Genomic DNA, 25187 nt, shown 5'->3' with positions numbered 1-25187 from the left:
CGCGCGGCAGAATGAAGCCATGCCCACGCCCGCTCTTCCCACCCCCGACGAATCCGCCGAAGCCCGGCGCCAGATTGCCCGCATCGAAGCCCTGTCCACCTCGCACGACCCGGTGCACGACGGCATTCGCGTGCGCTGGCGCCGCTTCGGCACCGACACGACGCAGCCGCCCATCGTGCTGCTGCACGGCGGCCACGGCAGCTGGATGCACTGGCTGCGCAATGCCGAGGCGCTGTCGGCGCAGCGCACGCTGCTCCTGCCCGACATGCCCGGCTTTCACGATTCCGACGCGCTGCCGCGCGTGGCGCCCGGCGAGGACGCGCTGGTGCCGCTCCAGGCCGCGCTCGGCGGCACGCTCGACGCGCTCATCGGCGCCGGCACGCCCATCGACCTGGGCGGCTTCTCGTTCGGCGGGCTCACCGCCGCGCGCTTCGCGGTGCGGCGCGGCGCGATCCGCCGGCTGGCGCTGATGGGCAGCGGCGGCCACGGCACCTTGCGCCGCATGACGGTCGAGATGATCAACTGGCGCGCCGCCCCCGACCGCGAGACCGAGCGCGCCGCGCTCATGCACAACCTGGGCGCGCTGATGCTGCACGCGCCCGCCGCCATCGATCCGCTGGCCTTCGAGATCCACGACCTCTCGTGCCACGGCACGCGCTTTCGCAGCAAGGAGGTGTCGCTCTCGGGCGGGCTGCAGACCGCGATCGATACGCTGGGCGTGCCGACGCTGCTGTTGTGGGGCGAGTTCGACGTCACCGCCGATTCGCGCCCGCTGGTGGCGCAACTGGCCAGCGAAGGTCCTGGCCGCGAAGGCGTGGTGATCGACGGCGCGGGGCACTGGGTGCAGTACGAGCGCGCCGCCGAGACCAATGCGCGGCTGCTGAAGTTCTTCGGCTGAACTTCGCAGCCGCGACCCGTTACTCCGTTACTGCTTCGTGAGGCCGAGCTTGCGGATGGTCTCGGCCCACTGGTCGTAGGTCGTGCGCGTCAGGTCGGCCAGTTGCTGCGGGGTCGACGATTCGGCCTCGTACGCACCCTGGCGGAAGAAGTCGCGCGTGGCCGGCATCGCCAGCACCTGCGCCAGCGCGGCATTGAGCTTGGCGACCACCGGTGCCGGCATGCGCGCCGGGCCGTAGAAGCCGAGCCAGCTCGCCATGTCGACGCCGCTCACGCCTTGCTCGCTCATCGTGGGCACGTCGGGCAGCATCGCGCTGCGTTTGGGCGCCGCCACCGCGAGCATGCGCACCTTGCCGGTGGCCGTGTTCTGGATGGCGTTGGGCGCCGCGTCGAAGTAGTACTGCACGCGGCCCGCGAGGAAGTCCTTCGCCGCATCGGCGCCGCCCTTGTAGGGCACGTGCACCACGTCGAGCCCGGCCTGCCGTGCGAAAGCTTCGCCGTAGATGTGCGACGAGGTGCCGGTGCCGAACGAGGCGTAGCTCATCTTCCCCGGGTTGGCCTTGATGTACGCCACCAGCTCCTGCACGTTGCGCGCCGGCACGCTGGTGTGCACCGTCAGCACCAGCGGGCCGCGCGCGCCGAGCGAGATCGGCGTCAGGTCCTTGAACGGGTCGTAGCGCACCTGTGCCAGCGTCTGCGGGTTCTGCGCGACCACGGAAGAGGGCGCGTACATGAAGGTGTAGCCGTCGGGCGCCGCGCGAATCACCTCCTCGGTCGCGAGGATGAAGCTCGCGCCCGGGCGGTTCTCCACGATGACCGGCGTCTGCAGCACCTCGCCGAGCTTGTTGGCGACGAAGCGCGCCTGCGCGTCGGAGGCGCCGCCGGCCGCCAGGCCGAGCACGATGCGGATGCTGCGGCCCTTGACCGGAAAGTCCGCCGGTGAGGCTGCGAATGAAGACAGCGGCAGGGCGATCGCGCCCAGCGCAAGCCATGCGGCCGCGCTGCGTCGGGTGATGAAAGAAGAAGGGCTCATTGCTTGGCCAAGCCTACCTGCAGCACCATCGCGCCCCAGCGCTCGTAGGTCGTGCGCGTGATGCCGGCGAATTCTTCCGGCGTGGTCGCGCCCGCTTCGTAGCCGCCCGTGCGATAGAACTCGCGCACCTGCGGCATCGCCAGCACCTGCGTGAGCGCCGCGTTGAGCTTGGCCACCACCGGCGCCGGCATGCGCGCCGGCCCGTAGAAACCGAGCCAGCTCGGCAGGTCCAGCCCCGCGTAGCCTTGTTCGGCGAAGGTGGGCACGTCGGGCAGCGCCGGGATGCGCGCGTTCGCCGCGATGGCCAGCACCTTCACCTTGCCCGTGGCCGAGGTGATGATGGCCGACGAAGCCGAGTCGAACATGTACTGCACGCGCCCGCCGATCAGGTCCTTGGCCGCGTCCGAGCCGCCCTTGTAGGGGATGTGCACCGCATCGACGCCGGTCTTCTTCACGAAGGCCTCGCCGTAGATGTGCGACGAGGTGCCCGCGCCGAACGAGGCGTAGCTCACCTTGCCGGGGTTGGCCTTCACGTAGGCCACCAGCTCCTTCACGTTGTTGGCGGGCACGGTGGTGCTGACCGACAGCACCAGTGGCCCGCGCCCGCCCATCGAGATGGCGGTGAAGTCCTTGAACGGGTCGTAGGGCACCTGCGCGAAGGTGTGCGGGTTCTGCGCCATCGTGGACGAGGGCGCGTACAGCAGCGTGTAGCCGTCGGGCAAGGCGCGCGAGACCTCGTTGGCCGCGAGCATGGTGCTCGCGCCGGGCTTGTTGTCGACGATCACGCTGGTGCCCAGCACCTCGCCGAGCTTCTGCGCCACGATGCGCGCCTGCGCATCGGTGCCGCCGCCGGCGGTGAAGCCCACGACGATGCGGATCGGTTTGTTGCGCGCCGGAAAGTCCTGCGCGAACGCGAGCGGCGCCAGGCCCAGCAAAGCCGCGGCGCCGAGGGCCGTGCCGAACGCACGGCGGGTGCCGTTGAGTCTCTTCATCGATGTCTCCGTTGGAATGTTCTCCTAATATTGATTTAGAAAATCATAAAAATCCATATTGACTAGGGAATACCCCGAACAAACGCCTTTTACTGGCTTTTGTATTTGACAAAATGAACATTGAAATCAAAATACGACGAAACAGCCCATCCAAGACACCCATCTCATGAAAACTGTCGTCCGCACCGACGAGCGCATCCTGTCCTCCGACATCTTCGACCGCGACAGCCGCGTCAAGCGCCCTGACCACGGCAGCTGGGCCGAGCCCGGCAAGAACATTCCGGTCTATCACCGCTGCGGCGTGCTGGTGGTCGGCGGCGGCCCGTCGGGCACCGCCGCAGCCGCGGCTGCCGCTCGTGCGGGCGCCGACGTGGCGCTGCTCGAGCGCTACAACCACCTGGGCGGCTTGTCGACCGGCGGCCTCGTGATCTGGATCGACCGCATGACCGACTGGGAAGGCAAGCTGGTGATCCGCGGCTTCGCCGAAGAGCTGTTCGACCGCCTGCCCGCCGACGCCATTGCCGGCCCGCAGCGCGAGGACTGGGGCTCGCAGGACGTGGCCAAGGCCGCGCACTGGTCGCAGCGCACGGCCGCCTACCACGGCATCGTCACCTGGTCGCCCACCATCGACCCCGAGCGCCTGAAGCTGCTCTCGCAGGAGATCGTGCTGGAGCGCAAGGTCAAGCTCATCTACCACTCGTGGGCCGCCATTCCGATCGTGCAGGACGGTGCCGTCAAGGGCGTGGTCTTCGAGAGCAAGGAAGGCCGCATGGCCATCATGGCCGACGTGGTGGTCGACGCCACCGGCGACGGCGACCTGTTCGCCCGTGCCGGCGCCGCCTACGTGAACGACATCGAAGAAGCCGACGTGCACCACTGCATGAACACCTCGTGGCTTTTCGGCGGCGTGGACATGAACCGCTGGATCGACTTCAAGGCCGGTCAGCCCGAGGCCTTCGCCGGCTTCATGGCGCGCGGACGCGAGCAGCTGGGCCTTTTCGAGCGGCCCTTCGTCTCGTGGCGCAACGACGTGGCGCTTTTCATGGGGCCGCGCCAGTCGGGCTACTCGGCACTCGACGTGGACGACCTCACGGCCGTCGAAGTGCGCTCGCACCGCGCCATGGCCGCGCACCTCGATTACTTCAAGGCGCACGCGCCCGGCTTCGAGGACGCCTACCTGATGCTGAGCGCGCCGCAGATCGGCGTGCGCCATGCGCGGCGCCTCACCGGCGTGGGCGCGGTGCTGCGCAGCCAGTGGCCCGACGGCGTGGCGCTGGCGGACGAGATCGGCGTGACGCCCGCGGTGTCGCCGAAATTCCCGAACATCTCCATCCCCTATGGCGCGCTGGTGCCGCAGCAGCTCGACGGCCTCGTGGCGTGCGGGCGCCACATCTCGTGCGACCGCAACTCGCATGGCTTCATGCGCGAGATTCCGCAGTGCTGGATCACGGGCCAAGCCGCGGGCGTGGCGGCGGCGCTGGCGTCGCAGGGCGGCATCGCGCCGCGCTTCGTCGACACCGGCGCGCTGCAGTCCGCGCTGCTGGCGCAGGGCGTGTACCTGCGGGCCGGGGGCGAAGCCGGGCAGGGCGCGGCCCCCGTCGCGGCCGAAGCCAGCGCCTGAGCCGGCCCCTTTTTGCCATGAACCCGGCCGACCTCCTTTCGCGAGCCTCTACATTGCAGAGTCTTGCAAAGCGTTCAAAGGGTCCTTCCATGTCCACCGATAAAAACGACAGCTCTCTTTCCGCGGCCGATGCGTCCGAGTCGCGCGGCGAACGTTCCGACACCGTGAGTGCACTGGAGCGCGGCATCTCGGTGCTGCGCTGCTTCAGCGAAGACCGCCCGGTGCTCGGCCACGCCGACGTCGCGCGCATCACCGGCATCCCGCGTCCCACGGTCAACCGGCTGGTCGCGACGCTGCTCTCGCTGGGCATGCTCAAGCCCGCGCAGGCGCCCGACCGCTTCATGCTCGGGCCGGGCGTGGTGTCGCTCTCGCGCGTGTTCCTCGGCAGCCTCGATGTGCGCGCCGCCGCGCGGCCCAGCATGCAGGCGATGGCGGAGGAGGTGGGCGCATCCGTCTACCTCGCGGTGCGCGACGGCATGGAGATGGTGCTGATCGAGGCCTGCCGCCCGCGCTCCTCGATGCTCTCGGCGCGGCTGGACGTGGGCTCGCGTGCGCCGCTGCCGAACTCGGCGCTCGGCCGCGCGTACCTCTCGGCGCTGCCCGATGCGCAGCGCAACCAGCTGGTCGATTCGATGCGCCTCCTGCGCGGCCCCGAGTGGGACGGCATTGCCGCGCCCATGACGCGCGCCATCGGCGAAGCCAAGCGGCTGGGCTACTGCCTCTCGCTCGGCGAATTCCACCGCGAGATCAACTCGGTGTCGGTGCCGCTCATCGGCCCCGACGGCGAGGTGATGGCGCTCAACGGCGGCGGCGCCGCTTTCGTGTTCACCGAAGACAGATTGCGCAACGAACTCGCACCGCGTCTCCACGACATCGCGCTCACTATCGCGCGCGACATCGGCGGGCATGTGCCCACGCCCTTGCCGGGCTAGCAACCCGGCCGGGGTTCGATCCCCCACGACATAGAAGAACGGAGACACAGGTCATGCACCTGAGCGATGAAGAAAAAGCCATGTACGACGGCCGCGACGGACCGGCCGTGCAGAAGGCGATGGACCTGCTGATGCGCTATGGCGAAGCCCTCGGCGCCGAGCGACTGGTCGAGACGCGCAACGTCTGCGCCACCATCACCTCGACCACGCCCTTCCAGCGCGACTTCGCGCTCGCCAAGGGCGGCGGCATGGACGCGGTGTTCTCCGAATTCAGCCTCGACAGCCAGGAGACGGTCGAGATCCCGAAGTTCAAGGTCTTCACGAGCCACCTGCAGCTGGGCTTCGACCCCGGCCAGCCCGAGCGCATGGGCGTGAGCGAGGAGATCGTCCAGTTCTACAACAAGAGCGAGCGCCATGCGGCCGGCCTTGGCGCGCAGATCATGAACACCTGCACGCCCTACCAGGTGGGCAACATCCCGACGCGCGGCGAGCACTGCGCATGGATGGAATCGTCGGCGGTGGTGTATTGCAACTCGGTGCTGGGCGCTCGCACCAACACTGAAGGCCGCGAGAGCACGGGCGCGGCGATGCTCACCGGGCGCATTCCCTACTGGGGCTACCACCTCGAAGAGAACCGCCGCGCGACGCATGTGATCGAGCTGGACATCGAGGTCGAGTCGGTGCAGGACTGGGGCCTGCTCGGCTACTACATCGGCGAGCACGTGCAGGAGCGCGTGCCGGTGGTGCACAGCCGGCGCGGCATCGGCCGCGTGCCGAACTTGCCGCGGCTCAAGCACTTCGGCGCGGCCGCCTCGTCCTCAGGCGGCGTGGAGATGTACCACATCGCCGGCGTGACGCCCGAGGCGCTGACGCTGGCGCAGGCGCTCGGCGGCAAGGCGCCCATCGAGGTGCTGCGCTATGGCGAGGCCGAGCGCCGCGCCACCTACGAAAAGATCAACGTCACCGGCAAGGACAGCGAAGTCCAGTACGTGATGCTCGGCTGCCCGCACTACACCATCGAGCAGATCTGGGAGGCCGCGCAGCTCATCGAAGGGCGCCGTGTGCACCCCGACTGCGAGCTGTGGATCTTCACGCCGCGCGCCATCAAGTCGCTGGCCGACCGCAACGGCTACACGAAGATCATCGAGGACGCGGGCGGCATCCTCATGAGCGACAGCTGCTCGGCCATGAGCCGCGCCGTGCCCAAGGGCACGAAGACCGTGGCGCTCGATTCGGCCAAGCAGGCGCACTACCTGCCCGCCATCCTCGGTGTGCAGGCGTGGTTCGGCAGCACGGCCGAATGCATCGACGCCGCTTGCACCGGTCGCTGGAACGGAGGCTACGCATGAACGCCGCCGTCATGACCGAAGAGAAGACCATCGTGATCCGCGGCCGCAAGGTGGTCGGCGGTGTCGCGGAAGGCGAGGCGCTGGTCACGCGCGACCGCATCTCGGGCTGGGGCGGCATCGATCCGCGCACCGGCACCGTCATCGAGACGCGGCACGAACTGCGCGGCCAGAGCTTCGCGGGCAAGGTGCTGGTGTTTCCGGGCGCCAAGGGCTCGTCGGGCTGGTCGGCCATGTTCCACATGACGCGGCTCATGAACTCCGCGCCCGCGGCGTTCCTGTTCAACGAGATGACGACCAAGATGGCGCTCGGCGCCGTGGTGACGCACTCGCCCTCGATGACCGACTTCGAGCGCGACCCGCTCGCATGCATCGAGACCGGCGACTGGGTGCGCGTGGACGCCGACCGCGGCGTGATCGAGATCACCAAGAAGAACCACAAGACCGGAGACCGCCCATGACCCGCCCCCTGCGCAGCAACTTTCCGCGCGGCTCCTATCTCTGGTCGGTGCGCAATGCGCACTGGCGCGCGCTCGGCATTCCCGAAGAGGATTGCGAGAAGCCCAAGATCGCCATCGTCAACAGCTCTTCGGAACTGGCCGCGTGCTTCAGCCACCTCGACAAGGTGGCGGCGGAGATCAAGGCGGCGATCCGCGCGGCGGGCGGCGTGCCGTTCGAAATCCGCACCGCCGCGCCCAGCGACTTCATCACCGGCGCGGGCGCGCGCGGCGCCTACATGCTCGGCGCGCGCGACCTGGTGACCAATGACATCGAAGTCGCGGTCGAAGGCGCGCAGCTCGACGGCATGGTCTGCCTCACCTCGTGCGACAAGACGGTGCCGGGGCAGCTCATGGCGGCCGCACGGCTCAACATCCCGACCTTGCTCGTGCCCTGCGGCTACCAGCCCAGCGGCGAGTACCGCGGCAAGCACATGGACATCGAGGAGGTGTTCATCGGCGCGATGCACGCGGTCACCGGCCACCTGCCCGTGGAAGAACTCGTGGGCATGAGCCGCGAGGCGATCCGCGGGCCGGGCGTGTGCTCGGGCCTGGGCACGGCGAACTCGATGCACATCGTGTGCGAGGCGCTCGGCATGGCCTTGCCCGGCAGCGCGCCGGTCGCCGCGCTGAGCCCGAAGATGATGGACGACGTGCGCGCGGCCGGCACGCGCATCGTGCAGATGGTGCTGGACGACCTGAAGCCGCGCGACATCCTCTCGGCCGGCGCCTTCGCCAACGCGGTGCGTGCAGTGCTCTCCGTTGGCGGCTCGCTCAACACGGCCAAGCACCTGCAGGCGATATCGACCGAAGGCGAGTGCGGCGTCGACGTGTACGGCCTCTTCGAAAGCCTCGGCCCGACGACGCCGGTGCTGGCCGGCGTGCGGCCCATCGGCGCGCATTCGATCGAGGCCTTCGAGGCGGCGGGCGGTTGCCGCGCGCTGATGAAGCAGCTCGCACCCTTGCTCGACACGGGCGCGCGCACGGTGACCGGCGGCACCGTCGACTACAACCTGCGCCACGCCGAAGTGAGGGACGCCGAGGTGATCCGCCCCATCGACCACCCGGTTGCGCCGCTGCCCGCCATCGTGCTGCTGCGTGGCAACCTCGCGCCCGAGTCGGGCCTCATCAAGACCGGCATCGCCGAGCGCAAGGTGCGGCGCTTCACCGGGCCGGCCGTGTGCTTCTGGACCTCGGACGCCGCCATCGCCGCGATCAAGAACAACGAGATCGTCCCCGGCCAGGTGGTCGTGATGCGCGGCGCCGGCGCGTGCGGCGGACCGGCCATGGGCGGCGGCGCATCGCGCGTGGTCTTCGCGGTCGATGGCGCGGGGCTCGGCGACCAGGTCGCGCTGCTGACCGACGGGCATCTCTCGGGTCTCGTCTGCAAGGGGCTCGTGGTGGCCGAGGTGTCGCCCGAGGCGGCACTGGGCGGTCCGCTCGGGCTGGTGCGCGACGGCGACGTGATCACCATCGACCTCGACGCGCGCCGCCTCGACATCGCATTGACCGACGCCGAACTCGCCGCGCGCCGCGCCGACTGGCAGGCGCCGCCGCCGGCCTTCGACACCGGTTGGCTGCAGCAGTACCGGCGCAACGTGAGCCCGCTGTCCAAGGGGGCAGTGCTCGTGCGCACGGAGCGCCCGCAGCCCGCCAGCTAGACCTTTTTCACCCCGGCCTTCGCCAACCGGTGCGCACCCCCGTGCGCACCCGGTGGCGCAGCCCTGCGCGTCATTCCGAGTGATTCCAGAGTTTTCAACCAAGAAAAGAGCAGGAGACAAGAAACCATGAAGAGACTTTTGATGTGGTCGGCCATTGGCCTGGCCAGCAGCGGCGCGGCGCACGCGCAATCCAGCGTCACCGTGTTCGGCGTGATGGACCTCGGCGTCCAGTACACAAAAGGCGAGGGCGGCGGTTCGATCAAGGCGCTGTCGAACGGCGGGCTCTCGACCAGCCGCATCGGCTTTCGCGGCACCGAAGACCTGGGCGGGGGCCTGCGCGCGGGCTTCTGGCTCGAAGGCAGCCTGAACCCCGACCTGGGCACCGGCCGGCCGAGCAACACCAACAACCAGACGAGCGGGGCGGGCCCGGCGGGACCGATCACCTTCGACCGCATGTCCTTCGTGAGCCTGTCGCACGATTCGCTGGGCGAAGTGCGGCTGGGCCACGACTTCATTCCCACGCACTACAACAGCATCTACTTCGACCCCTTCAATGCCAACGGCGTGGCGCGCGCGGGCAACCTCACCTTCGCCGGCGCGGGCACCGGGCCGCTGCCCACGGCCATCACCGGCAGCAACACGGTGAGCTACTGGCTGCCGGCCAAGCTGGGCGGCTTCTACGGCATGGCGATGATCGGCTCGGGCGAGAACAACTCCACGGCGCCGAACCGCGACGACGGCAACTTCGGCGGCGCGCGGTTCGGTTTCGCCTCGGGCGCGTTCGACATCGCCGCGGCCGTGACGCGCTCGCACTTCAACGCCACCTCCACCATCGGCAACTACACGCACGCCAACATCGGCGGTTCGTGGGACGCGGGCTTTGCGAAGTTCTTCGCGCTCTACAACAAGGTGACGGTGAAGCTCGCGGCCGGCACGCTGCGCAAGAACACCGTCGAGATCGGCGCGCACATCCCGGCCTTCGAGGTCGGGCGCATCCGCGTGAGCTACGCCTACCTGGACGACCGCAGCGACGAGAGCCTGCGCAACGCCAACGGCATGCCGCGCAACCGCGACGACGCGCGCCAGTTCGGCATCGGCTACGTGCACAACCTCTCCCGGCGCACCGCGCTGTACGGCACCTACGCGCGGCTGATGAACAGCGGGCAGGCGCGCTACGTGGTGAGCGGCGGCAGCGCGCCGGCGGGCGGAATGCGCTCGTCGGGCTGGGAGTTCGGTGTGCGGCACCTCTTCTGAACAAGGAGGCTTTCATGCGACGCAGAACCTTGACTCTCGCGGCCCTCGCCGCCACGGCACTGCCCGGCGCTGCGGCCTGGAGCGCCGACGCCTATCCGAACAAGCCCGTGCGGCTGATCGTCGGCTTCGCGCCCGGCGGCGGCGCCGATTCGCTCACGCGGATCATCGCGGAGGGGCTGTCGAGACAGCTCGGCCAGCAGGTGATCGTGGAGAACCGACCCGGCGCCGACGGCGTGCTCGCGGCGCAGGCCACCTCGTCGGCCAAGCCCGACGGCTACACGCTGCTGATGGGCACCAACACCGCGATGGTCGCCGCGCCCACGCTGCGGCCGACCTCGCCCTACGACCCGTTCAAGGCCTTCACGCCGATCAGCTCGGCGGGGCAGTTCTCGATGTTCCTCGTGGTGCCGTCGAGCTTGCCGGTGAAAAGCGTGAACGAGCTGCTGGCGCTCGTGGCGTCGAAGCCCGGCGCGCTCAACTCGGCCTCGAGCAACAGCGCCTCGGAGCTTGCGATGCTGCAGTTGCTGGGCGAGCGCAAGGTGGTCAACGCGCGCTACAAGGGCGACATGCAGGCCATGACCGACCTGCTGGGCGGGCAGATCCAGATGATGTTCACCACCGGCACGCTGGCGCCAGGCTTCGTGAAGGAGGGACGCATCCGCGCGCTGGTCACGCTGCTGCCGCAGCGCAGCGGCCTGCTGCCCGATGTGCCGACGGGCGGCGAGCTGGGGCTGGGCAAGCTCACGATCACGCCCTGGGCCGGCTTCTTCGGGCCGCCGGGGCTGCCGAAGGAGATCACCGACAGGCTCTCGCAGGAACTGCAAAACACGCTCAAGCGGCCCGACGTGCATGCGCAACTGGTGCAGCAGGGCTTCGAGGGCTACGGCATGAGCCCCGCGAAGTTCGCCGAGTTCTTCCGCACGCAGTACGACGCCTTCGGCGCGACCGTGCGGGAGCACAACGTCAAGTTCGAATAGAAGAGGCCTCGCGGCGCCAGAAGGCGGCATCGGGGAAGGTGCCGGCGCCGGCCGCGGCGTTGTCGGCCATGTGCTCCGCGCGGCCCGTGCCCGGGATCGTGCAGGTCACGGCCGGGTGGCTCAGCACGAACTTCAGCAGCACCTGCGCCCAGCTCGTGCAGCCGATCTCGCCGGCCCAGGCGGGCAGCGGCTTGTCGCGCAGGCGGCGCAGCAGGCCACCGCCGCCGAAGGGCATGTTGACGATCACCGCCACGCCGCGCTCGGCCGCGAGCGGCAGCAGGCGCTGTTCGGCATCGCGCGCATCGAGCGAGTAGTTGATCTGCAAAAAGTCGAGCGTCTCGGCGCGCAGCACGGCCTCGACCTCGTCGTAGGCCGAGGCGGTGTAGTGGGTGATGCCGATGTAGCGCACGCGGCCTTTCTCCTTCCAGCCGCGCAGCGTGGCGAGATGGGTGCGCCAGTCGACGAGGTTGTGCACCTGCATCAGGTCGATCTCTTTCGTGCGCAGCCGCGCGAACGACTGCTCCATCTGCGCGATGCCGGCTTCGCGGCCCGAGGTCCAGACCTTGGTCGCGAGGAAGGGCCTGGCGCCCGGCTTCGCGGCGGCCAGCAGTTCGCCGGTGGTTTCCTCGGAGCGGCCGTACATCGGCGAGCTGTCGATCACCGTGCCGCCGGCCGCGAAGAGCGCGTCGAGCACGCCGGGCAGGCGCCTGTATTCGTCGGTGCCGGGGCGCTGGTCGAAGCCGATCCAGGTGCCGCAGCCGACGATCGGCAGGGCTTCCTTCGTGGAGGGAATGGGGCGGGTGGTCATCTGCATCGCGGGCCTGCGGGGTGGCTGCTGGGCGAAGGAGGGGAGCGCGGCACCTGCGCACAGGGCTGCGCCCAGTCGGAACAACCGGGCGCGCGTGAGGGCTGGGAGGAGGGGCGCGTTCGTGGTGGGCGTCACGAACGAAATTCTGCGCCCGCCATGCCGGCGGGCGGAAGGGCTCAGCGCAGGTAGCGCCCGTCGGCCTTGAGCATCGACAGTTCCGAGAAGGTCAGCCCGCGGTGCTCGCCGGGCCGGTACGACACGGCGATGCCGCCGAGGTCCAGCGTCTTGAATGACTCCAGGCCCTTCTGCAGCGACTCGGGCGTGGGGTTGGCGCCCGCGCGCTTCAGGCCTTCGACCATGACCTTGGCCGTGACGTAGCCCTCCAGGCTGGCGTAGCTGAACTCGGTCATGCCGATCTTCTTCATCGCCGCCTGGTACTCGGCGATCACCGGCATCGCGCTGTTCCACGGATAGGGCACGACCTGCGAGATGACCACGCCGGCCGCGTCCTTCTTGATGTCCTGGAACAGCTTTTGCCCATTCAGGAACGAGAACGAATAGAAGGCCGTCTCGCCGCCGGTCGCGCGGTAGGCCGCGATGAATTTCGCCGCCACGTCGTTGGTGGCCGACAGCACCACGGCCTTGGGCTTGAGCTTGGCCAGCTCGGCGGCGCGTTCGGCCGCGTCGGAGCCGTCGTTCTTGATGGCCACGCTGCCGACCATCTTGTCGCCGCGTTCGGCAATGAACTTCTGCGTGCTCTCCATCGCCGAGCGCGCGCCGGGGTTGTCGTTGTGCGCGAAGGCGATGCGCGACAGGCCGATGGTGAACAGGTGGTTCACGATGCGGCTGTATTCCTCGTCGAAGCTGATGCGCACCGGAAAACCGAACTCGCTGAACTTCACCACCGGGCCCGCGCCCGTGTAGGGGCCGACGACGGGAATCTTCAGCTCGTTGGCCGCCTTCAGCGCGCCGACCGCCGACGAGGTGCCGATGGGCATCAGCACGCCGATGGCGCCGTCGCGCGCGAAGGTCTTGACGTTCTCGGCGCCCTTGGCGGGGTCGTAGGCGTCGTCGAGCTGGCGCAGCTCGACCGGGCGGCCGTTGACGCCGCCGCTCGCGTTCAGCGCGGTGAACATGGCACGGATGCCCACCAGCGGCTCGGTCGACAGCGACGCGAGCGGGCCGGTCTGCACGTAGGTCTGGCCGATCAGGAGCGGCTTGGCGGGCTGGGCCGAGGCGGGCGCCCCTGCGAGGACGAGCGCGGCGAGGGCCAGAAACCGCAGGTGAATCATTTTGTGTCTCATGGTCACTAATTGTTAATAAACCGATCTTAAGGCGCGGGCCTTCGCAGGTAAATCGATCGCTGGTTGCGACCTGGGGAATACTGTATAAAAATACAGTTAACAACTGCAATCATGGGCCTCCCTTTCCTCGACTCCTTTTCCACCGCCGCGGGCCGCGGCGTCTGGCACGCCGACGAACTCGGCCTGGCCGACGCGCAGGTCGTGGCCACCGGGCATGCCGCGCTCGACGCCGAGCTGCCCGGCGGCGGCTGGCCCGTGGGCGCGATGACGGAGCTGCTGCAGGCCACGCCCGAGGCCCATGTCTGGCGCCTGCTGCTGCCCGCGCTGGCGCAGGCCGTGGAAGCGCGCGGCGGGCCGGTGGTGCTGGTCGGCGCGCCTTACGAACCCTGCGGCACCGCGCTGGCGGCGCAGGGGCTGCCGGTGGAGGCGCTGATGTGCGTGCGCAGCGACGCCCCGGCCGCGCGGCTGTGGGCCTGCGAGCAGGCGCTGCGCTGCGCCGAGATCGCCGCCGTCGTCGCCTGGCTGCCGCAGGCCCGCGTGGGCGAGCTGCGGCGGCTGCAGCTGGCGGCCGCGCAGCACGAGGTGCTGCTGTTCGTGTGCCGGCCCGAGTCGGTGGCGCTGTCGGCCTCGCCCGCGCGCCTGCGCCTGCGCGCCGAGCGCTGCCCGGACGACCCGGCGCAGATCGCGCTGCATCTGCTCAAGCGCCGGGGGCCGCCGCTGGCCGCGCCGGTGCGGGTGACGGCGCGCAACGCCCGCATGAGCGCGCTGCTGGCCGCCGCCCGCGTGCGACGCCAGCTGCGCCTGCAGCCGCCCGTGGCGCCGGCCGCCGCCGCGCCGTCGGCCACGGTGGTGCGCATCGACGCATGGAAAGGAGGCCCGGATGCACTGGATCGCCTTGCAGTGGTCGTCTGAGTCCGAAGAAGCCGACGCCCCCGACATGCCCCCGCCCGAAGCCCTGGGCTGGTGGGCGCTGCAGTTCACGCCGCACGTCGCCTGGCAGGACGAGGCGCTGATGCTCGAGGTCTCGGCCTGCGAACGCCTGTGGGGCGGTCGCGCGCCGCTGATGCGCCAGCTGCTGGCCCTCAACCCCGCGCCCGACGCGCGCATGCGCGGCGCGCAGGGCGCCACCAGCCTGATCGCGCTGGCGCGGCTGCGCCTGTTCGCACGCGACGAGCACCGGCCCGCCGAGGTGCCGGCCGGCCTGCCGCTGGACACGCTGACGGCCGCGCAGGGCCACCTCGACCTGCTCGCGCGCCTGGGCTGCCGCACCTGGGGCGAGGTGGCGGCGCTGCCGCGCGGCGGGCTGGCGCGGCGCTTCGGTGCCGGGCTGCGCGAGGCGCTCGACATCGCCTGGGGCCTGCGCCCCGAAAGCCACGCCTGGCTCACGCTGCCCGACGTGTTCGAGCAGAAGCTCGAACTGCCCGCGCTGGCCGAGACCGGGCCCGAACTCATGTGGTCGGCCAACCGCCTGCTCTCGGCGCTGCAGATCTGGCTGCGCGCCCGCCAGCGCGGCGCGCGTGCGCTCGAGCTGCAATGGACGCTCGACCTGCGGCGCCTCAACGGCGTGACCCTGCCGCCGCACCAGCAGCTCACCGTGCGCACGGCAGAGCCCACGCAGGACATGGCGCACCTGCGCCGCCTGCTGTCCGAAAAACTCGCGCTCACCACGCTGGCCGCGCCCGCGAGCTGGCTGAAGCTGCGCACGCTCGAAACCGATCCGCTGGCCGGCGCCAGCACCAGCTTCCTGCCGGAAGACAACCGCAAGGGCGACAAGCTGCACGAGATGGTCGAACGGCTCAGCGTGCGGCTCGGCGCCGACCAGGTGGTGGTGCCGATCGCGCAGGCCGATCACCGGCCCGAGCGCCAGCAGCGGTGGCGGCCCGCGCTGCAGAAAGAGAAAACCCCGGCACCCGACAAGGCCCGCAAGGACGCCGCCTCGCAGCCCGATGCGATCTACCCGCCCTGGCTGCTGCCCGAGCCCTTGCGGCTCGAGATGGACGGCGAGCGCCCGTGCTACTGCGGGCCGCTGCGCAAGCTGGTCGGGCCGCAGCGCGTGGAGGCCGGCTGGTGGGGCGGAGAAGAAGACGGCGGCCAGCCCGCGATGCGCGACTACTACGTGGCCGAAAGCCCCGAGGCCGGCCTGGTGTGGATCTTCCGCGAGCGGCCCGCCACGCGCTTTTCGTCGGGCGAGGTGCGCTGGTACCTGCAAGGCTTCTATGCCTGACCTGAGCGGCAAGGAAGAGCGCAAGCGCCAGCCTGCCAAGGTGCATGTGCTGCCGCAACGGCAGAAGCCGGTGCCGGGGTTGCCCGACTACGCCGAGCTGCACTGCCTCACGAACTTCAGCTTCCAGCGCGGCGCATCGATGCCCGAGGACATGGTGGAGCGCGCCTATCACCTGGGCTACTCGGCGCTGGCGATCACCGATGAATGCTCGGTGGCGGGCATCGTGCGTGCCTATGTCGCATTGCGTGATCTGCCTGCGAAGCTCGACGCGTACGAGCGCGAGCACCCGGATGAACCACCGATCCCGCGCAACCCCGCCTTCCGCCTGCTGTTCGGCAGCGAATTCCACTTCGAGCGCTTCAAGCTCGTGGTGATCGCGAACGACACCGAAGGCTGGGGCAACCTCTGCGAGTTCATCACCGCTGCGCGCAACACCGAATTGCCCAAGGGCGAGTACCGCGTGAGCTGGGAGGGCAGCGACGTGGCTTCGCTGCAGGACTGCCAGGTGCTCTTCGTTCCGCAGTGCAGCCCGGGTGATGCGATGGATGTCGCCACGCTGCATGAAGACCTGCTGGCTGCCAAGGCGCTGTATGCGGGCAACCTCTGGCTGGCCGTGGAAATGCTCAACGAGCTCGACGACGACCTCAGGTTCGTCACGCTGATGCAGGCGAGCGAGCAGACGGGCGTGCCGCTCGTGGCGGCCGGCGACGTGCACATGCACGTGCGTGCCTGCAAGCCGCTGCACGACGTGTTGACAGCCGTGCGCGAGGGCAAGACCGTCGCCGAGTGCGGCTTTGCGCTGGAGTCGAATGCGGAGCGGCACCTGCGTCAGCGGATGCGGCTGGCAGAGCTTTATCTGCCCGACATGCTGGCGAACACGCTGGTGGTGGCCGGGCGGTGCAGGTTCGATCCGAAGGTGATTCGCGACAACTACAAGTACCCGCTCGAAACCGTGGGAAACAGCGAGACACCCTTGCAGACGCTGGTGCGCAAGACCTGGGAAGGGGCGGCAATGCGCTACCCGGGCGGCATTACCGACAAGGTGCGCGCGCAGGTAGAGAAAGAGCTCGTGCTGATCGCCGAGCTCAAGTACGAGATGTTCTTTCTCACGGTGGAGGACATCGTGCGTTTCGCGCGTTCGCAGGACATCCTCTGCCAGGGGCGCGGCTCTTCGGCCAACTCGGCGGTGTGCTACTGCCTCGGCATCACCGCCGTCAACCCCGACAAGGCCACCTTGCTGTTCGAGCGCTTTCTGAGCCGCCATCGCAATGAGCCGCCTGACATCGACGTCGACTTCGAGCATCAGAAACGCGAACTCGTCATCCAGTACATCTACGAGAAGTACGGCCGCGAGCGCGCCGCCATCGCCGCCGTCGTCATCTGCTACCGCTCGCGCAGCGCCTTGCGCGACGTCGGCAAGGCCATCGGCATCGACGAGCGGCTGGTCGACGAATTCGCCAAGGACCACTACTGGTTCGACGACACCGTGCTCGGCGAGCAGCTCGACAAGGCCGCCGCGCGCGTCGGCGTGAAGGAAGACCGGCTCAAGCTGATGCAGTGGATCGAGCACACGCAAAAGCTCAAGGGCTTTCCGCGCCACCTGAGCCAGCACGTCGGCGGCTTCGTGCTCACGCACACCAAGCTCACGCGGCTGGTGCCGGTCGAGAAGGCGTCGATGAAAGACCGCTCCGTCATCCAGTGGGAAAAGGACGACCTCGAAGCCATGGGCATGCTCAAGGTCGACGTGCTCGCGCTGGGCATGCTCAGCGCCATCCGCCGCGGGCTCGACCACATGAACCGCTGGCGCAACTCGACGATGGAGATGCACCACATCCCCAACGACGACCCCAACGTGTTCGACATGATCTGCGACGCCGACACCATCGGCGTGTTCCAGATCGAGAGCCGGGCGCAGATGTCGATGCTGCCGCGCCTGAAGCCGCGTACCTATGAAGACCTGGTGATCGAGGTGGCGATCGTGCGGCCGGGGCCCATCCAGGGCGGGATGGTGCATCCGTACCTCAAGCAGCGCGAGCGGGTGCTCAAGGGCTTGCCGATCCACTACGAGAAAGACGAGTTGCGCGAGGCGCTGGAACGCACGCTGGGCATCCCGATCTTCCAGGAGCAAGTGATGCAGATCGCGATGATCGCAGCGAAGTTCACGGCCGACGAAGCCGATCAACTGCGCCGCGCGATGGCCGCCTGGAAGCGCAAGGGCGGTCTCGGGAAGTTCCACGACAAGCTCGTGAACGGCATGACTGGCAACGGCTACAAGGCCAGCTTTGCAGAAGCCATCTTCAAGCAGGTCATGGGCTTCGGCGACTACGGCTTCCCCGAAAGCCACGCCGCGAGCTTCGCGCTGCTGGTCACCATCAGCAGCTGGCTCAAGAACTACGAACCCGCCTGCTTCCTCGCCGCCTTGCTCGACTCGCAGCCGATGGGCTTCTACAGCCCCTCGCAGCTGGTGCAGGACGCGCGCCGCCATGGCGTCGAGGTGCGGCCGGTCGACGTCACGTGCAGCGAGATCGACACCACGCTCGAAGCCCGCGCGCCCGATGCGCCGCGCATGCTGCCAGGCACCGACACGCGCTACGCCGAGCGCCTGGGCAACGAGAACCAGCCCGCCGTGCGGCTGGGCCTGAACCGGGTCCTGAGCCTCAGCGAAGCCGGCGCCAGGCGTTTGCTCGCAGCGCGCGCACAAGCGCCTTTCACCAGCACCGAAGACCTGGCCCTGCGCGCCGAACTCGAAGGCAAGGACATGGCCGCGCTCGCCGCGGCCGATGCGCTGATGTCGCTCTCGGGCCATCGGCGCCAGCAGGTGTGGGACGCCACGGCGCAGCATCGCTCGTCGGCTCTGCTCAAGGGCGTGCCGATCCACGAACAGGCGCTGCTCCTGCCGGCCGCGCCCGAGGGCGAGGAAATCGTCGGCGACTACGCGGCGCTGGGCCTCACGCTGCGCCGCCATCCGCTCGCGCTGCTGCGCCCGCGCCTCGCGCGCATGCGGCTCCTGAGCGCGGTCGAACTGCGCGCCGCGCGCAGCGGCCAGACCGTGCGCGCCTGCGGCATCGTCAAGGGCCGGCAGCGGCCCGGCACCGCCAACGGCACCATCTTCGTCACGCTGGAGGACGAGACCGGCAACGTCAACGTGATCGTCTGGAGCCACGTCATCGAGGCCTGGCGCGAGCCGCTGCTCAAGTCGCACCTGCTCGCGGTGCAGGGCACCTGGCAGCGCGACGACGACAGCGGCGGCAAGGTGCAGCACCTGATCGCCACGGGCTTCAAGGACCTCACGCCGCTGCTGGGCCGGCTGGCGCAGAGCAACACCAGCCGCGACTTCCACTGAGGCATTGCGAATGCAACCGATCGTTCCATGCCTCGCGCCGCCCCTCACTTTTCGCTAACCTGTTCCTCCCATGTCCGCACTCGCCGCAACCGCCGGATTTGCCCTTGCCGATGAGGTCGTCGCCACGCCGATCGGCCCGCCGCCGCCCGCGCCCGATGTGCCCATGCCGCCACCGCCGCCGCCCGTGCTGCCGCCCGAAGGCGATCCGCCGCCGGTCGTGCCCCCGGTGACGGACCCCGATTTTCCGCCGCCGGTGACCGACCCGCCGCCCCTGCAGACGGCCGTGCCCTTCGGCAAGCCGCACGCACGGCGCCTGCGCGAGATCTACCGTTCGGCCGGCTGGCCCTGCTGCGACACCATCGAGGTCGAACTGCTCGCGGGCGGTTTTCTTGAACGCGTGCGCGGCGCGCTGGGCCACGAGACGCTGCGCGTGACCGACGCGGGCATTGCACGCATCGCCACCACGCTCACGGTCAACCGCGCGGCGCTGTCGCCGCACGAGGCGCTGGTGGAGCGCGTGGCGCGCGAGATGACGCGCGGCGGCCGCATCGCCTGGCGCGGCCTGGGCCTGCGCGCCCGGCTGCCGCCGCTGGAGGAGGGTGGCAAGCCGCGCTGGTGCATGGCGCGGCCCGACGTCTTCTCGATCCGCAACACCAGCGTCGAGGCCTATGCGCACCCGATCGTGCACGAGGTGAAGGTCAGCCGCGCCGACCTGCTGGGCGACCTGCGCAAGCCCGACAAGCGCGCGGCTTATCTCGACCTGGGCGGCGAGTGCTGGTACGTGCTGGGCAACGACGCCAAGGGCCGCTGCATCGCGTCGCCCGACGAGATTCCGGCTGAATGCGGCGTGATGGTGCTCGAGGGCGAGCGCCTCGTGGTGGCGCGCGCCGCGGTGCTCCGCGCCTTCGAGCGCATTCCTTTTTCGGTGTGGCTGGCGCTGGCCAAGGCGCAGCCCGTGGCGGGCTTCGAGGACGACGCGCAGGACCTGCTGATCTGAGCGGCGCCCTGCAGGTGCTTCAGGTGATGGCGTCGTAGTCGCGGTGCGCGACGGCGACCACGTTGCCCGGATCGAACTGGCTCGCCATCTGGCGCAGGCCTTCCTCGCGGTCTTCGCGGCTGGCCTGCGGGTCGAACATCTGGTCGCAGAACTCGAGCAGGTCGCGCACGATGCGTTCGTGGCGGTAGTAGGCGAGGGCGAGTGTGTCGACCGCCTCCCTCGTGCCGTAGCCCTGGAAGAACAGCGCTTCTTCGCGCGGCTGGTTCCACACGCCGCCGACCCCGCCGCCGATGAACATCAGGTCGCGCTCCTTCGGCGCGAGGATCAGCGTGTCCCAGTCGACGATGCACAGGCGGTCGTTGTCGCCCAGCAGCACGTTGCCCGCGTGCAGGTCGGCATGGCACAGCACCTGCGGCAGCGACTTCTCGAGCAGGATCGAGGCAAGCTGTTCGCTGCGGTAGACGATCGAATCGATCTCTTCGTCGTGCGCGTCCCAGAAGGCGAGGAAGCGCTTGACCAGATCGTCGCCCGCCACGCCGTTGATGAAGCGGCGCTGGTAGCGGCGCACGCCTTCGCGCCAGTGGTGCGAATAGCTTTCGCGCGGAAGGTTGGCGAGCAGCGATTCGGGCAGTTCGGTGCGGTGGATGGCGTTCAGCGCGGTGCCGAGCAAGGTCCATTGCCGGTTGGTCGGTGCGCGTGTGAAGCCGTCGGCGCCGTCGAAGAACGGATAGAGCGCCCAGTCGAAACCATGGTCCTGCACGCTGAGCCGCCGCGTGCGCGTGAGCAGCGGGGCCATCACGGCGTCGATGTCACAGGTGTGGTGCAGCACGGCCGGCACGTCGACCACGGCGGGTGTGAAGCCGCCTCGGCGCAGCTTGAGGAAGTACGTGCGGCCGTCCGATGCCTCGATGCGGAACGCGGCCGAATCGACGTCGGCGCCCAGCGGGAGGAATTCGGCGCGTGTCACTTGCAGGTCGTAGGTTTCGGCGAGACACGCTTGAACGGCGTCGGGGGCGATATCGGGTGGTGTCAGCATGCGGCGGGCGTGGCGTGGGTTCGATGGGCGCCGAAAATTGTCTCACCCGATAAGGCCACGAAAGCCGGCCCGCCGTTGTCAGACGGCGTCTTCTTTGTCTTCTTTGTCTTCTTTGTCTTCTTCGTCGGCCTCGTAGGTGGCCAGCACTTTGTGCTCGACGGGATGCGAAGTGAACGAGCGCACGAGCAGGAATTTCCTCACGCGCCACGGGATCGGCGGCAGGCGCATCGGGTAGGCCGCGCCCTCGGTGCGGCGGGCGATGGTGATGTGCGGTGTGAACGTCGGCGTTTCCGTGACGATGCCCGCCTTCTGGACGGCACGGCCGATGTCCGCATGCAGGGTGCGCAAGGCGCCGTGCTCGGCGGGCTGCAGCACCGCGATGTCGTTGCGCCATGTGCGCGAGCTGTCCAGCACGAGGCTCATGGGCCGCACCCGAACCTGGGCGAGCGCTTCGCGCAGGCGTTTCTCGACCTCCTTGGGCTGGTCGCCGAAGCAGTGGAGCGTCAGGTGCAGTCGCGGGCTGCGAGGAAAGTAGTGGCCCTTGGGCCAGATCCATTCCTTGCGGTGCGCTTCGATCGCCGCTTGCACCTCGGGCTCGGGAAACAGCGCGATGAGAAGGTGGCGTTGCCTCTCGAAAGCGGGGGAGTCCCAGTCGGGTTCGGGCCCGTTCGCAAACGCATCGCCACGGTGGAAGTCGTCCATTGCAGTTCTCCGGGGGAAGAAGGATGAAAAGGCGGTTCAGGGCTCCGGCGGCCACCAGTGCGCGGCCGTCGTCCGGATGACGCGCGCCGCCTGAACGCGGATGTCATCCTGTTCGTTGCTGTCGTCGTGGCCGTGCTCCCGCGTCACGCGGAAGGGCCAGTTCGAAATCCGGCCTGTCTTGCCGGTGGTGCGCGAACGCGACTGCAACGGATGCTGTCGCGAGGAGAAAAAAAGCACCTGCGCCGAGGGCGCAGGCGGGTTGGCGGTGGTCATGGCGTCGCCTCGAATGTTGTTCTTGGAGACGATCCATTCTAGAGAAAAGACTGTATTTATGTACAGTATATTTGCAGTCTATCGAAGATCGTTGCCGAGCAGGGCGTCGAGGTCGATGGCCGCCGCCATCGCCCGGTAGCCGGCGTCGCCGGGATGCAGGTGGTCGCCCGAATCCATGGCGGCCTTCAGCCGTGTCGGCCGGGCCGGGTCGCGCAGCAGTGCGTCGACATCGACCACCGCATCGAAGGCACCGCTTTCGCGGATCCAGCGGTTGATGGCTTGGCGCACCTTGTCTTTCTCGGGCGAGTGGTGGCCGGCCAGCGGCGTGCCTTCGAGCGCGCGCTCGTTCGGCGGAATGGTGGCGCCCACGACGCGCACGTTGTGGGCATGGGCCATCTCGATCAACTGGCGAAAGCCCTGGATCACCGCCTCGGCGCGCACCGCGGGTTCCTGCGGCGCAAAGGGACCACCGGGCCAGCCGATGTCGTTGGTGCCCAACAGCACGACCATCGCGCGCACGCCGGGCTGCGCGAACACGTCGCGGCCCGCGCGTTCGAGCGCCGCGCGGCCCATGCCGTCCTTCAGCAGCCGGCCGCCCGAGATGCCGGCGTTGAGCAAGCCCACGCCGCGCGGCGCGAGCCGTTCGGCCAGCGCGTCGGGCCAGCGCGTGTGGGCGCCGGGCGTCGAGCCGTTGCCGTCGGTGATCGAGTCGCCCAGCGCGACGACGGTGACGGGCGCTTGCGGCGTCTCGACGATCAGCCCGCTCACGTAGACGCGCGTGCTCCACGATGTGGCGGCGGCCGGCAGTCGCGCAGTGGCGCTCAGGTCGCCGTCGGCGATGTACAGCGTCTGCCGCGCATCGAAGTGAAAGCCCGCGGGCTGGCTGGACTCCGGCAGGTACAGCGACACGGCCACCTCGCTCAGCGCGGGCAGCGGCAGGTCGACCGGGTCGCTCACGAGGCGCGCGCCGGGCGGCAGCGTCACGTCGCTGCGGCCGCCGAAGCGCAGCACGCGGTCGCTGCCTTCGACGACCGCCGAGCCGCTCGCATGGCGGGCCACGCGCGCCGCGCCGATGTGCAGCGGCGTGGTGCCGCCTTCGTTGCTGATCACCACGCGCAGCCGCGTGCCGCCGATGCTCAGGCGCGCCACCTGGCGCAGCGTCTGCCGCTCGAAGCGGGCGGGAATGCCGACGGGCAGAACGAAGCTTGGGTCCCACAGCGGCTGGGTGGCGGCCATCCAGCTGGGGCTCCAGTGGGTGGGCGCTGCAACGGAGACGGTGGCGGCGCCCGCGAGGGAAAGGGCGAGCGCGCCCTGGCGCAGGAGGGAGGTGAGTCGCGAAGCGGTCATGTGAATGTCCTCAGGTGAAAGAAGTGTCGATGGACGAACTTTCTTCTATTCGAATCGCGAGGGGTAGGAGGCAGAATGGCATGCATCGCATTCCTGATTCGAATGACCCCATGGACACCCTTCGCGCACTCTCCGCCTTCGTGCACAGCGTCGAACTCGGCAGCCTCTCGGGCGCGGCCCGCGCGCTCGACACCACGCAGCCCACCGTGAGCAAGCTCGTCGCGGGGCTGGAGCGTTCGCTGGGCGTGCGGCTGCTGCGGCGCGCGGCCACGGGCCTGAGCCTCACGGAGGAGGGCCAGCGCTTTCACGAACGCGCGCGCCGCATGCTCGAGGACTACGGCGACGCCGTGGCCGATGCGCGTGCGCAGGTGCAGCAGCCGCGCGGCCTGCTGCGCGTGAGCGCGCCGGTCACGCTGGGGCAGCGGCATCTCAACGCGATGGCGGTCGAGTTCCTGCGGCTGTACCCCGACATCGAACTGGAGCTGGTGCTCGACGACCGCTTCGTCGATCCGCGCGAAGAGCGCATCGACGTCTCGCTGCGCGTCGGCGGCGCGCTGCCGCCCGACCTCGTCGCGCGCCACCTCGGAAGCTGGCCGCGCGTGCTCGTCGCCTCGCCGGACTACGTGGCCGCACGCGGCAAGCCGCGCACGCCGCAGGACCTGCTGGCGCACGACTACCTGCGCTATGCGGCGGGCGACGACGGCGTGCTGCTCACGGGCCCTGACGGCGCGGTGACCGTGCCGGTGCGCAGCCGCTACCGCGTCAACAACGCCGTGGCGTTGCTCGACAGCGTGCTCGCCGGCGCGGGCGTGTCGCTGCAACCCACCTGGATGGTGGCGGACCTGCTCGCCCAGGGGCGGCTGGTGCGCGTGCTCGCGCGGCACACGGGGCCGGCGCAGGAGCTGCACCTGCTCTATGCGCCGCGCCGGCAGCTGCCACTGCGCGTGCAGGTGCTGGTCGACTTCCTGGCGCAGCGCGTGGCGGCGCTGCCGGGCGCGTCGAAAGCGCCGCGGCGTTAAGCCTAAGCCGCCTTGCGGGCCACGCTCTTCGCGCGCTTGGCCGCCGCAGGCTTGTGCGCGGTCTTGCGTGCAGAAGCCGTCGATTTCGCCGCACGCTTCTTCGCCGCAGGCGGCGTGCGCTTGCCGCTGCGCAGGCTGCGCGCGAGCAGCTCGGTCAGGTCGATCACCTCGGCGCCGCCCTCAGGTGCTTCTTCTTCCGGCTGCACCACCGTCTCCGTGTCGCCCGCCTTGACCTTCTTCTCGACGATCTTCATCACGGCGTGCTTGAACTCGTCCTTGAATTCGTCGGGGTTCCACGGACCCGACATGTCGCCGACCAGTTGCTCGGCCATCTTCATCTCGGCGGCCGACAGCTTCGCGCCCTTGATGCCGGCGGCCGGCAGGTCGAGCCCGTCGGCGTCCTTGATCTCGTCGCCCCAGCGCAGCAGGTTGAGCACCAGCACCTTGCCGAAGGGAATCAGCAGCGCCAGGTGCTGCTTGGTCGCGATCACCACCTTGGCCAGGCCGACCTTGCCGGTCTTCACCAGCACCTCGCGCAGCAGCGCGTAGACCTTCTGGCCCTTGTTGATCGGCGCGAGGTAGTAGGGGCGCTCCAGGTACACGAAGGGAATCTCGCCGACGTCGAGAAAGCGCTGGATCTCGATGGTCTGCGTGGTGCGCGGGTAGACGGCCTCGATCTCCTTGGGCGAGATCACGACGTACTTGCCGTCTTCGTACTCGAAGCCCTTCACGATCTGCTCGCGCGCGATCTCCTTGCCCGTGCGCTTGTTGATGCGCTTGTAGCCCACGGGGTCCATGCTGCGCTTGTCGAGCCAGTCGAAGTCGATGCCCTGTTCGGTGCTGGCGGTGTGCAGGCCCACGGGGATGTGGACCAGCCCGAAGGTGATGGCGCCTTTCCAGAGGGTTCTCGTGGCCATGGTGTGT

The 25187-nt window shown here is 69.2% G+C and carries 22 protein-coding genes; 13 read left to right on the top strand and 9 right to left on the bottom strand.

Features of this window, described 5'->3' with window-relative positions; genetic code table 11:
* Positions 1-19: 19 nt before the first annotated feature.
* Positions 20-898 (top strand): alpha/beta fold hydrolase, encoded by an 879-nt coding sequence (locus AC1RAD_RS15775; RefSeq protein ID WP_492735825.1) that lies wholly within the window; start codon positions 20-22, stop codon positions 896-898.
* A 27-nt stretch (positions 899-925) separates the two neighbouring features.
* Here AC1RAD_RS15775 and AC1RAD_RS15770 read toward each other — a convergent pair whose 3' ends face one another.
* Complete coding sequence (locus AC1RAD_RS15770; RefSeq protein WP_062475649.1) at positions 926-1930, bottom strand: Bug family tripartite tricarboxylate transporter substrate binding protein; 1005 nt, start codon at positions 1928-1930, stop codon at positions 926-928.
* Positions 1927-2922, bottom strand: a complete 996-nt coding sequence (locus AC1RAD_RS15765; protein ID WP_492735823.1) for a Bug family tripartite tricarboxylate transporter substrate binding protein — start codon at positions 2920-2922, stop codon at positions 1927-1929. The genes AC1RAD_RS15770 and AC1RAD_RS15765 overlap by 4 nt, the downstream gene beginning before the upstream one ends.
* Positions 2923-3088: 166 nt before the next feature.
* Between AC1RAD_RS15765 and AC1RAD_RS15760 the strand changes: the two genes are divergently transcribed.
* The 7 genes from AC1RAD_RS15760 (at position 3089) to AC1RAD_RS15730 (ending at position 11210) form a co-directional block, all read left to right on the top strand.
* The gene (locus AC1RAD_RS15760) at positions 3089-4543 is read left to right on the top strand and encodes an FAD-dependent oxidoreductase (RefSeq protein WP_492735821.1); all 1455 of its coding nucleotides are present in this window, start codon (positions 3089-3091) and stop codon (positions 4541-4543) included.
* Positions 4544-4632: 89 nt separating this feature from the next.
* A complete protein-coding gene (locus tag AC1RAD_RS15755; protein ID WP_492735819.1) occupies positions 4633-5475 on the top strand; it encodes an IclR family transcriptional regulator in 843 nt (280 codons plus the stop codon).
* 53 nt (positions 5476-5528) lie between these two features.
* Positions 5529-6824 (top strand): aconitase X, encoded by a 1296-nt coding sequence (locus AC1RAD_RS15750; RefSeq protein WP_492735817.1) that lies wholly within the window; start codon positions 5529-5531, stop codon positions 6822-6824.
* Entirely contained in the window at positions 6821-7282 is a 462-nt protein-coding gene (locus tag AC1RAD_RS15745) for an aconitase X swivel domain-containing protein (RefSeq protein ID WP_492735815.1), read from the top strand. Before AC1RAD_RS15750 ends, AC1RAD_RS15745 begins: the two co-directional genes overlap by 4 nt.
* Positions 7279-8979, top strand: a complete 1701-nt coding sequence (gene ilvD, locus AC1RAD_RS15740) for a dihydroxy-acid dehydratase (protein WP_492735813.1) — start codon at positions 7279-7281, stop codon at positions 8977-8979. The genes AC1RAD_RS15745 and ilvD overlap by 4 nt, the downstream gene beginning before the upstream one ends.
* Positions 8980-9105: 126 nt before the next feature.
* A complete protein-coding gene (locus tag AC1RAD_RS15735) occupies positions 9106-10233 on the top strand; it encodes a porin (RefSeq protein ID WP_492735811.1) in 1128 nt (375 codons plus the stop codon).
* A gap of 14 nt (positions 10234-10247) precedes the next feature.
* Positions 10248-11210 carry a Bug family tripartite tricarboxylate transporter substrate binding protein gene (locus tag AC1RAD_RS15730; RefSeq protein WP_492735809.1) on the top strand — a complete coding sequence of 321 codons (963 nt, stop codon included), beginning with the start codon at positions 10248-10250 and terminating at the stop codon, positions 11208-11210.
* On the opposite strand, the gene AC1RAD_RS15725 is transcribed toward AC1RAD_RS15730, so the two are convergent.
* Both AC1RAD_RS15725 and AC1RAD_RS15720 read right to left on the bottom strand, forming a co-directional pair.
* The gene (locus AC1RAD_RS15725; RefSeq protein WP_492735807.1) at positions 11197-12024 is read right to left on the bottom strand and encodes an aldo/keto reductase; all 828 of its coding nucleotides are present in this window, start codon (positions 12022-12024) and stop codon (positions 11197-11199) included. The two genes, AC1RAD_RS15730 and AC1RAD_RS15725, sit on opposite strands and share 14 nt — an antisense overlap.
* Before the next feature lie 170 nt (positions 12025-12194).
* Complete coding sequence (locus AC1RAD_RS15720; protein WP_492735805.1) at positions 12195-13322, bottom strand: ABC transporter substrate-binding protein; 1128 nt, start codon at positions 13320-13322, stop codon at positions 12195-12197.
* 111 nt (positions 13323-13433) lie between these two features.
* Here AC1RAD_RS15720 and imuA point away from each other — a divergent pair, with 111 nt between their 5' ends.
* The 4 genes from imuA (at position 13434) to AC1RAD_RS15700 (ending at position 19886) form a co-directional block, all read left to right on the top strand.
* The gene (imuA, locus tag AC1RAD_RS15715; RefSeq protein ID WP_492735803.1) at positions 13434-14234 is read left to right on the top strand and encodes a translesion DNA synthesis-associated protein ImuA; all 801 of its coding nucleotides are present in this window, start codon (positions 13434-13436) and stop codon (positions 14232-14234) included.
* Entirely contained in the window at positions 14203-15546 is a 1344-nt protein-coding gene (locus AC1RAD_RS15710) for a Y-family DNA polymerase (RefSeq protein ID WP_492735801.1), read from the top strand. The genes imuA and AC1RAD_RS15710 overlap by 32 nt, the downstream gene beginning before the upstream one ends.
* Complete coding sequence (locus AC1RAD_RS15705; protein WP_492735799.1) at positions 15539-18889, top strand: error-prone DNA polymerase; 3351 nt, start codon at positions 15539-15541, stop codon at positions 18887-18889. The genes AC1RAD_RS15710 and AC1RAD_RS15705 overlap by 8 nt, the downstream gene beginning before the upstream one ends.
* Before the next feature lie 70 nt (positions 18890-18959).
* Positions 18960-19886: a hypothetical protein gene (locus AC1RAD_RS15700; RefSeq protein ID WP_492735797.1), complete on the top strand. Its 927-nt coding sequence runs from the start codon at positions 18960-18962 to the stop codon at positions 19884-19886.
* Between the two features lie 19 nt (positions 19887-19905).
* On the opposite strand, the gene AC1RAD_RS15695 is transcribed toward AC1RAD_RS15700, so the two are convergent.
* The 4 genes from AC1RAD_RS15695 to AC1RAD_RS15680 all read right to left on the bottom strand — a co-directional run bounded on the left by AC1RAD_RS15695 (position 19906) and on the right by AC1RAD_RS15680 (position 23244).
* Positions 19906-20853: a phosphotransferase gene (locus AC1RAD_RS15695; protein ID WP_492735795.1), complete on the bottom strand. Its 948-nt coding sequence runs from the start codon at positions 20851-20853 to the stop codon at positions 19906-19908.
* 147 nt (positions 20854-21000) lie between these two features.
* On the bottom strand, positions 21001-21624 hold the full coding sequence (gene thpR / locus AC1RAD_RS15690; RefSeq protein ID WP_492735793.1) for an RNA 2',3'-cyclic phosphodiesterase: 624 nt from the start codon (positions 21622-21624) through the stop codon (positions 21001-21003).
* 36 nt (positions 21625-21660) lie between these two features.
* A complete protein-coding gene (locus AC1RAD_RS15685; RefSeq protein WP_070059288.1) occupies positions 21661-21897 on the bottom strand; it encodes a hypothetical protein in 237 nt (78 codons plus the stop codon).
* Positions 21898-21975: 78 nt separating this feature from the next.
* The gene (locus AC1RAD_RS15680; RefSeq protein ID WP_492735791.1) at positions 21976-23244 is read right to left on the bottom strand and encodes an SGNH/GDSL hydrolase family protein; all 1269 of its coding nucleotides are present in this window, start codon (positions 23242-23244) and stop codon (positions 21976-21978) included.
* Between the two features lie 110 nt (positions 23245-23354).
* Here AC1RAD_RS15680 and AC1RAD_RS15675 point away from each other — a divergent pair, with 110 nt between their 5' ends.
* Positions 23355-24263: a LysR family transcriptional regulator gene (locus AC1RAD_RS15675; protein ID WP_492735789.1), complete on the top strand. Its 909-nt coding sequence runs from the start codon at positions 23355-23357 to the stop codon at positions 24261-24263.
* Positions 24264-24265: 2 nt separating this feature from the next.
* Here the strand turns inward: AC1RAD_RS15675 and ku are convergent, their stop codons facing one another.
* On the bottom strand, positions 24266-25180 hold the full coding sequence (ku, locus tag AC1RAD_RS15670; RefSeq protein WP_095947520.1) for a non-homologous end joining protein Ku: 915 nt from the start codon (positions 25178-25180) through the stop codon (positions 24266-24268).
* Positions 25181-25187 lie beyond the last annotated feature (7 nt).

This window comes from Variovorax sp. GW823-FHT04B03 (assembly GCF_058796495.1).
This window is presented reverse-complemented; position numbering and strand designations above follow the sequence as displayed.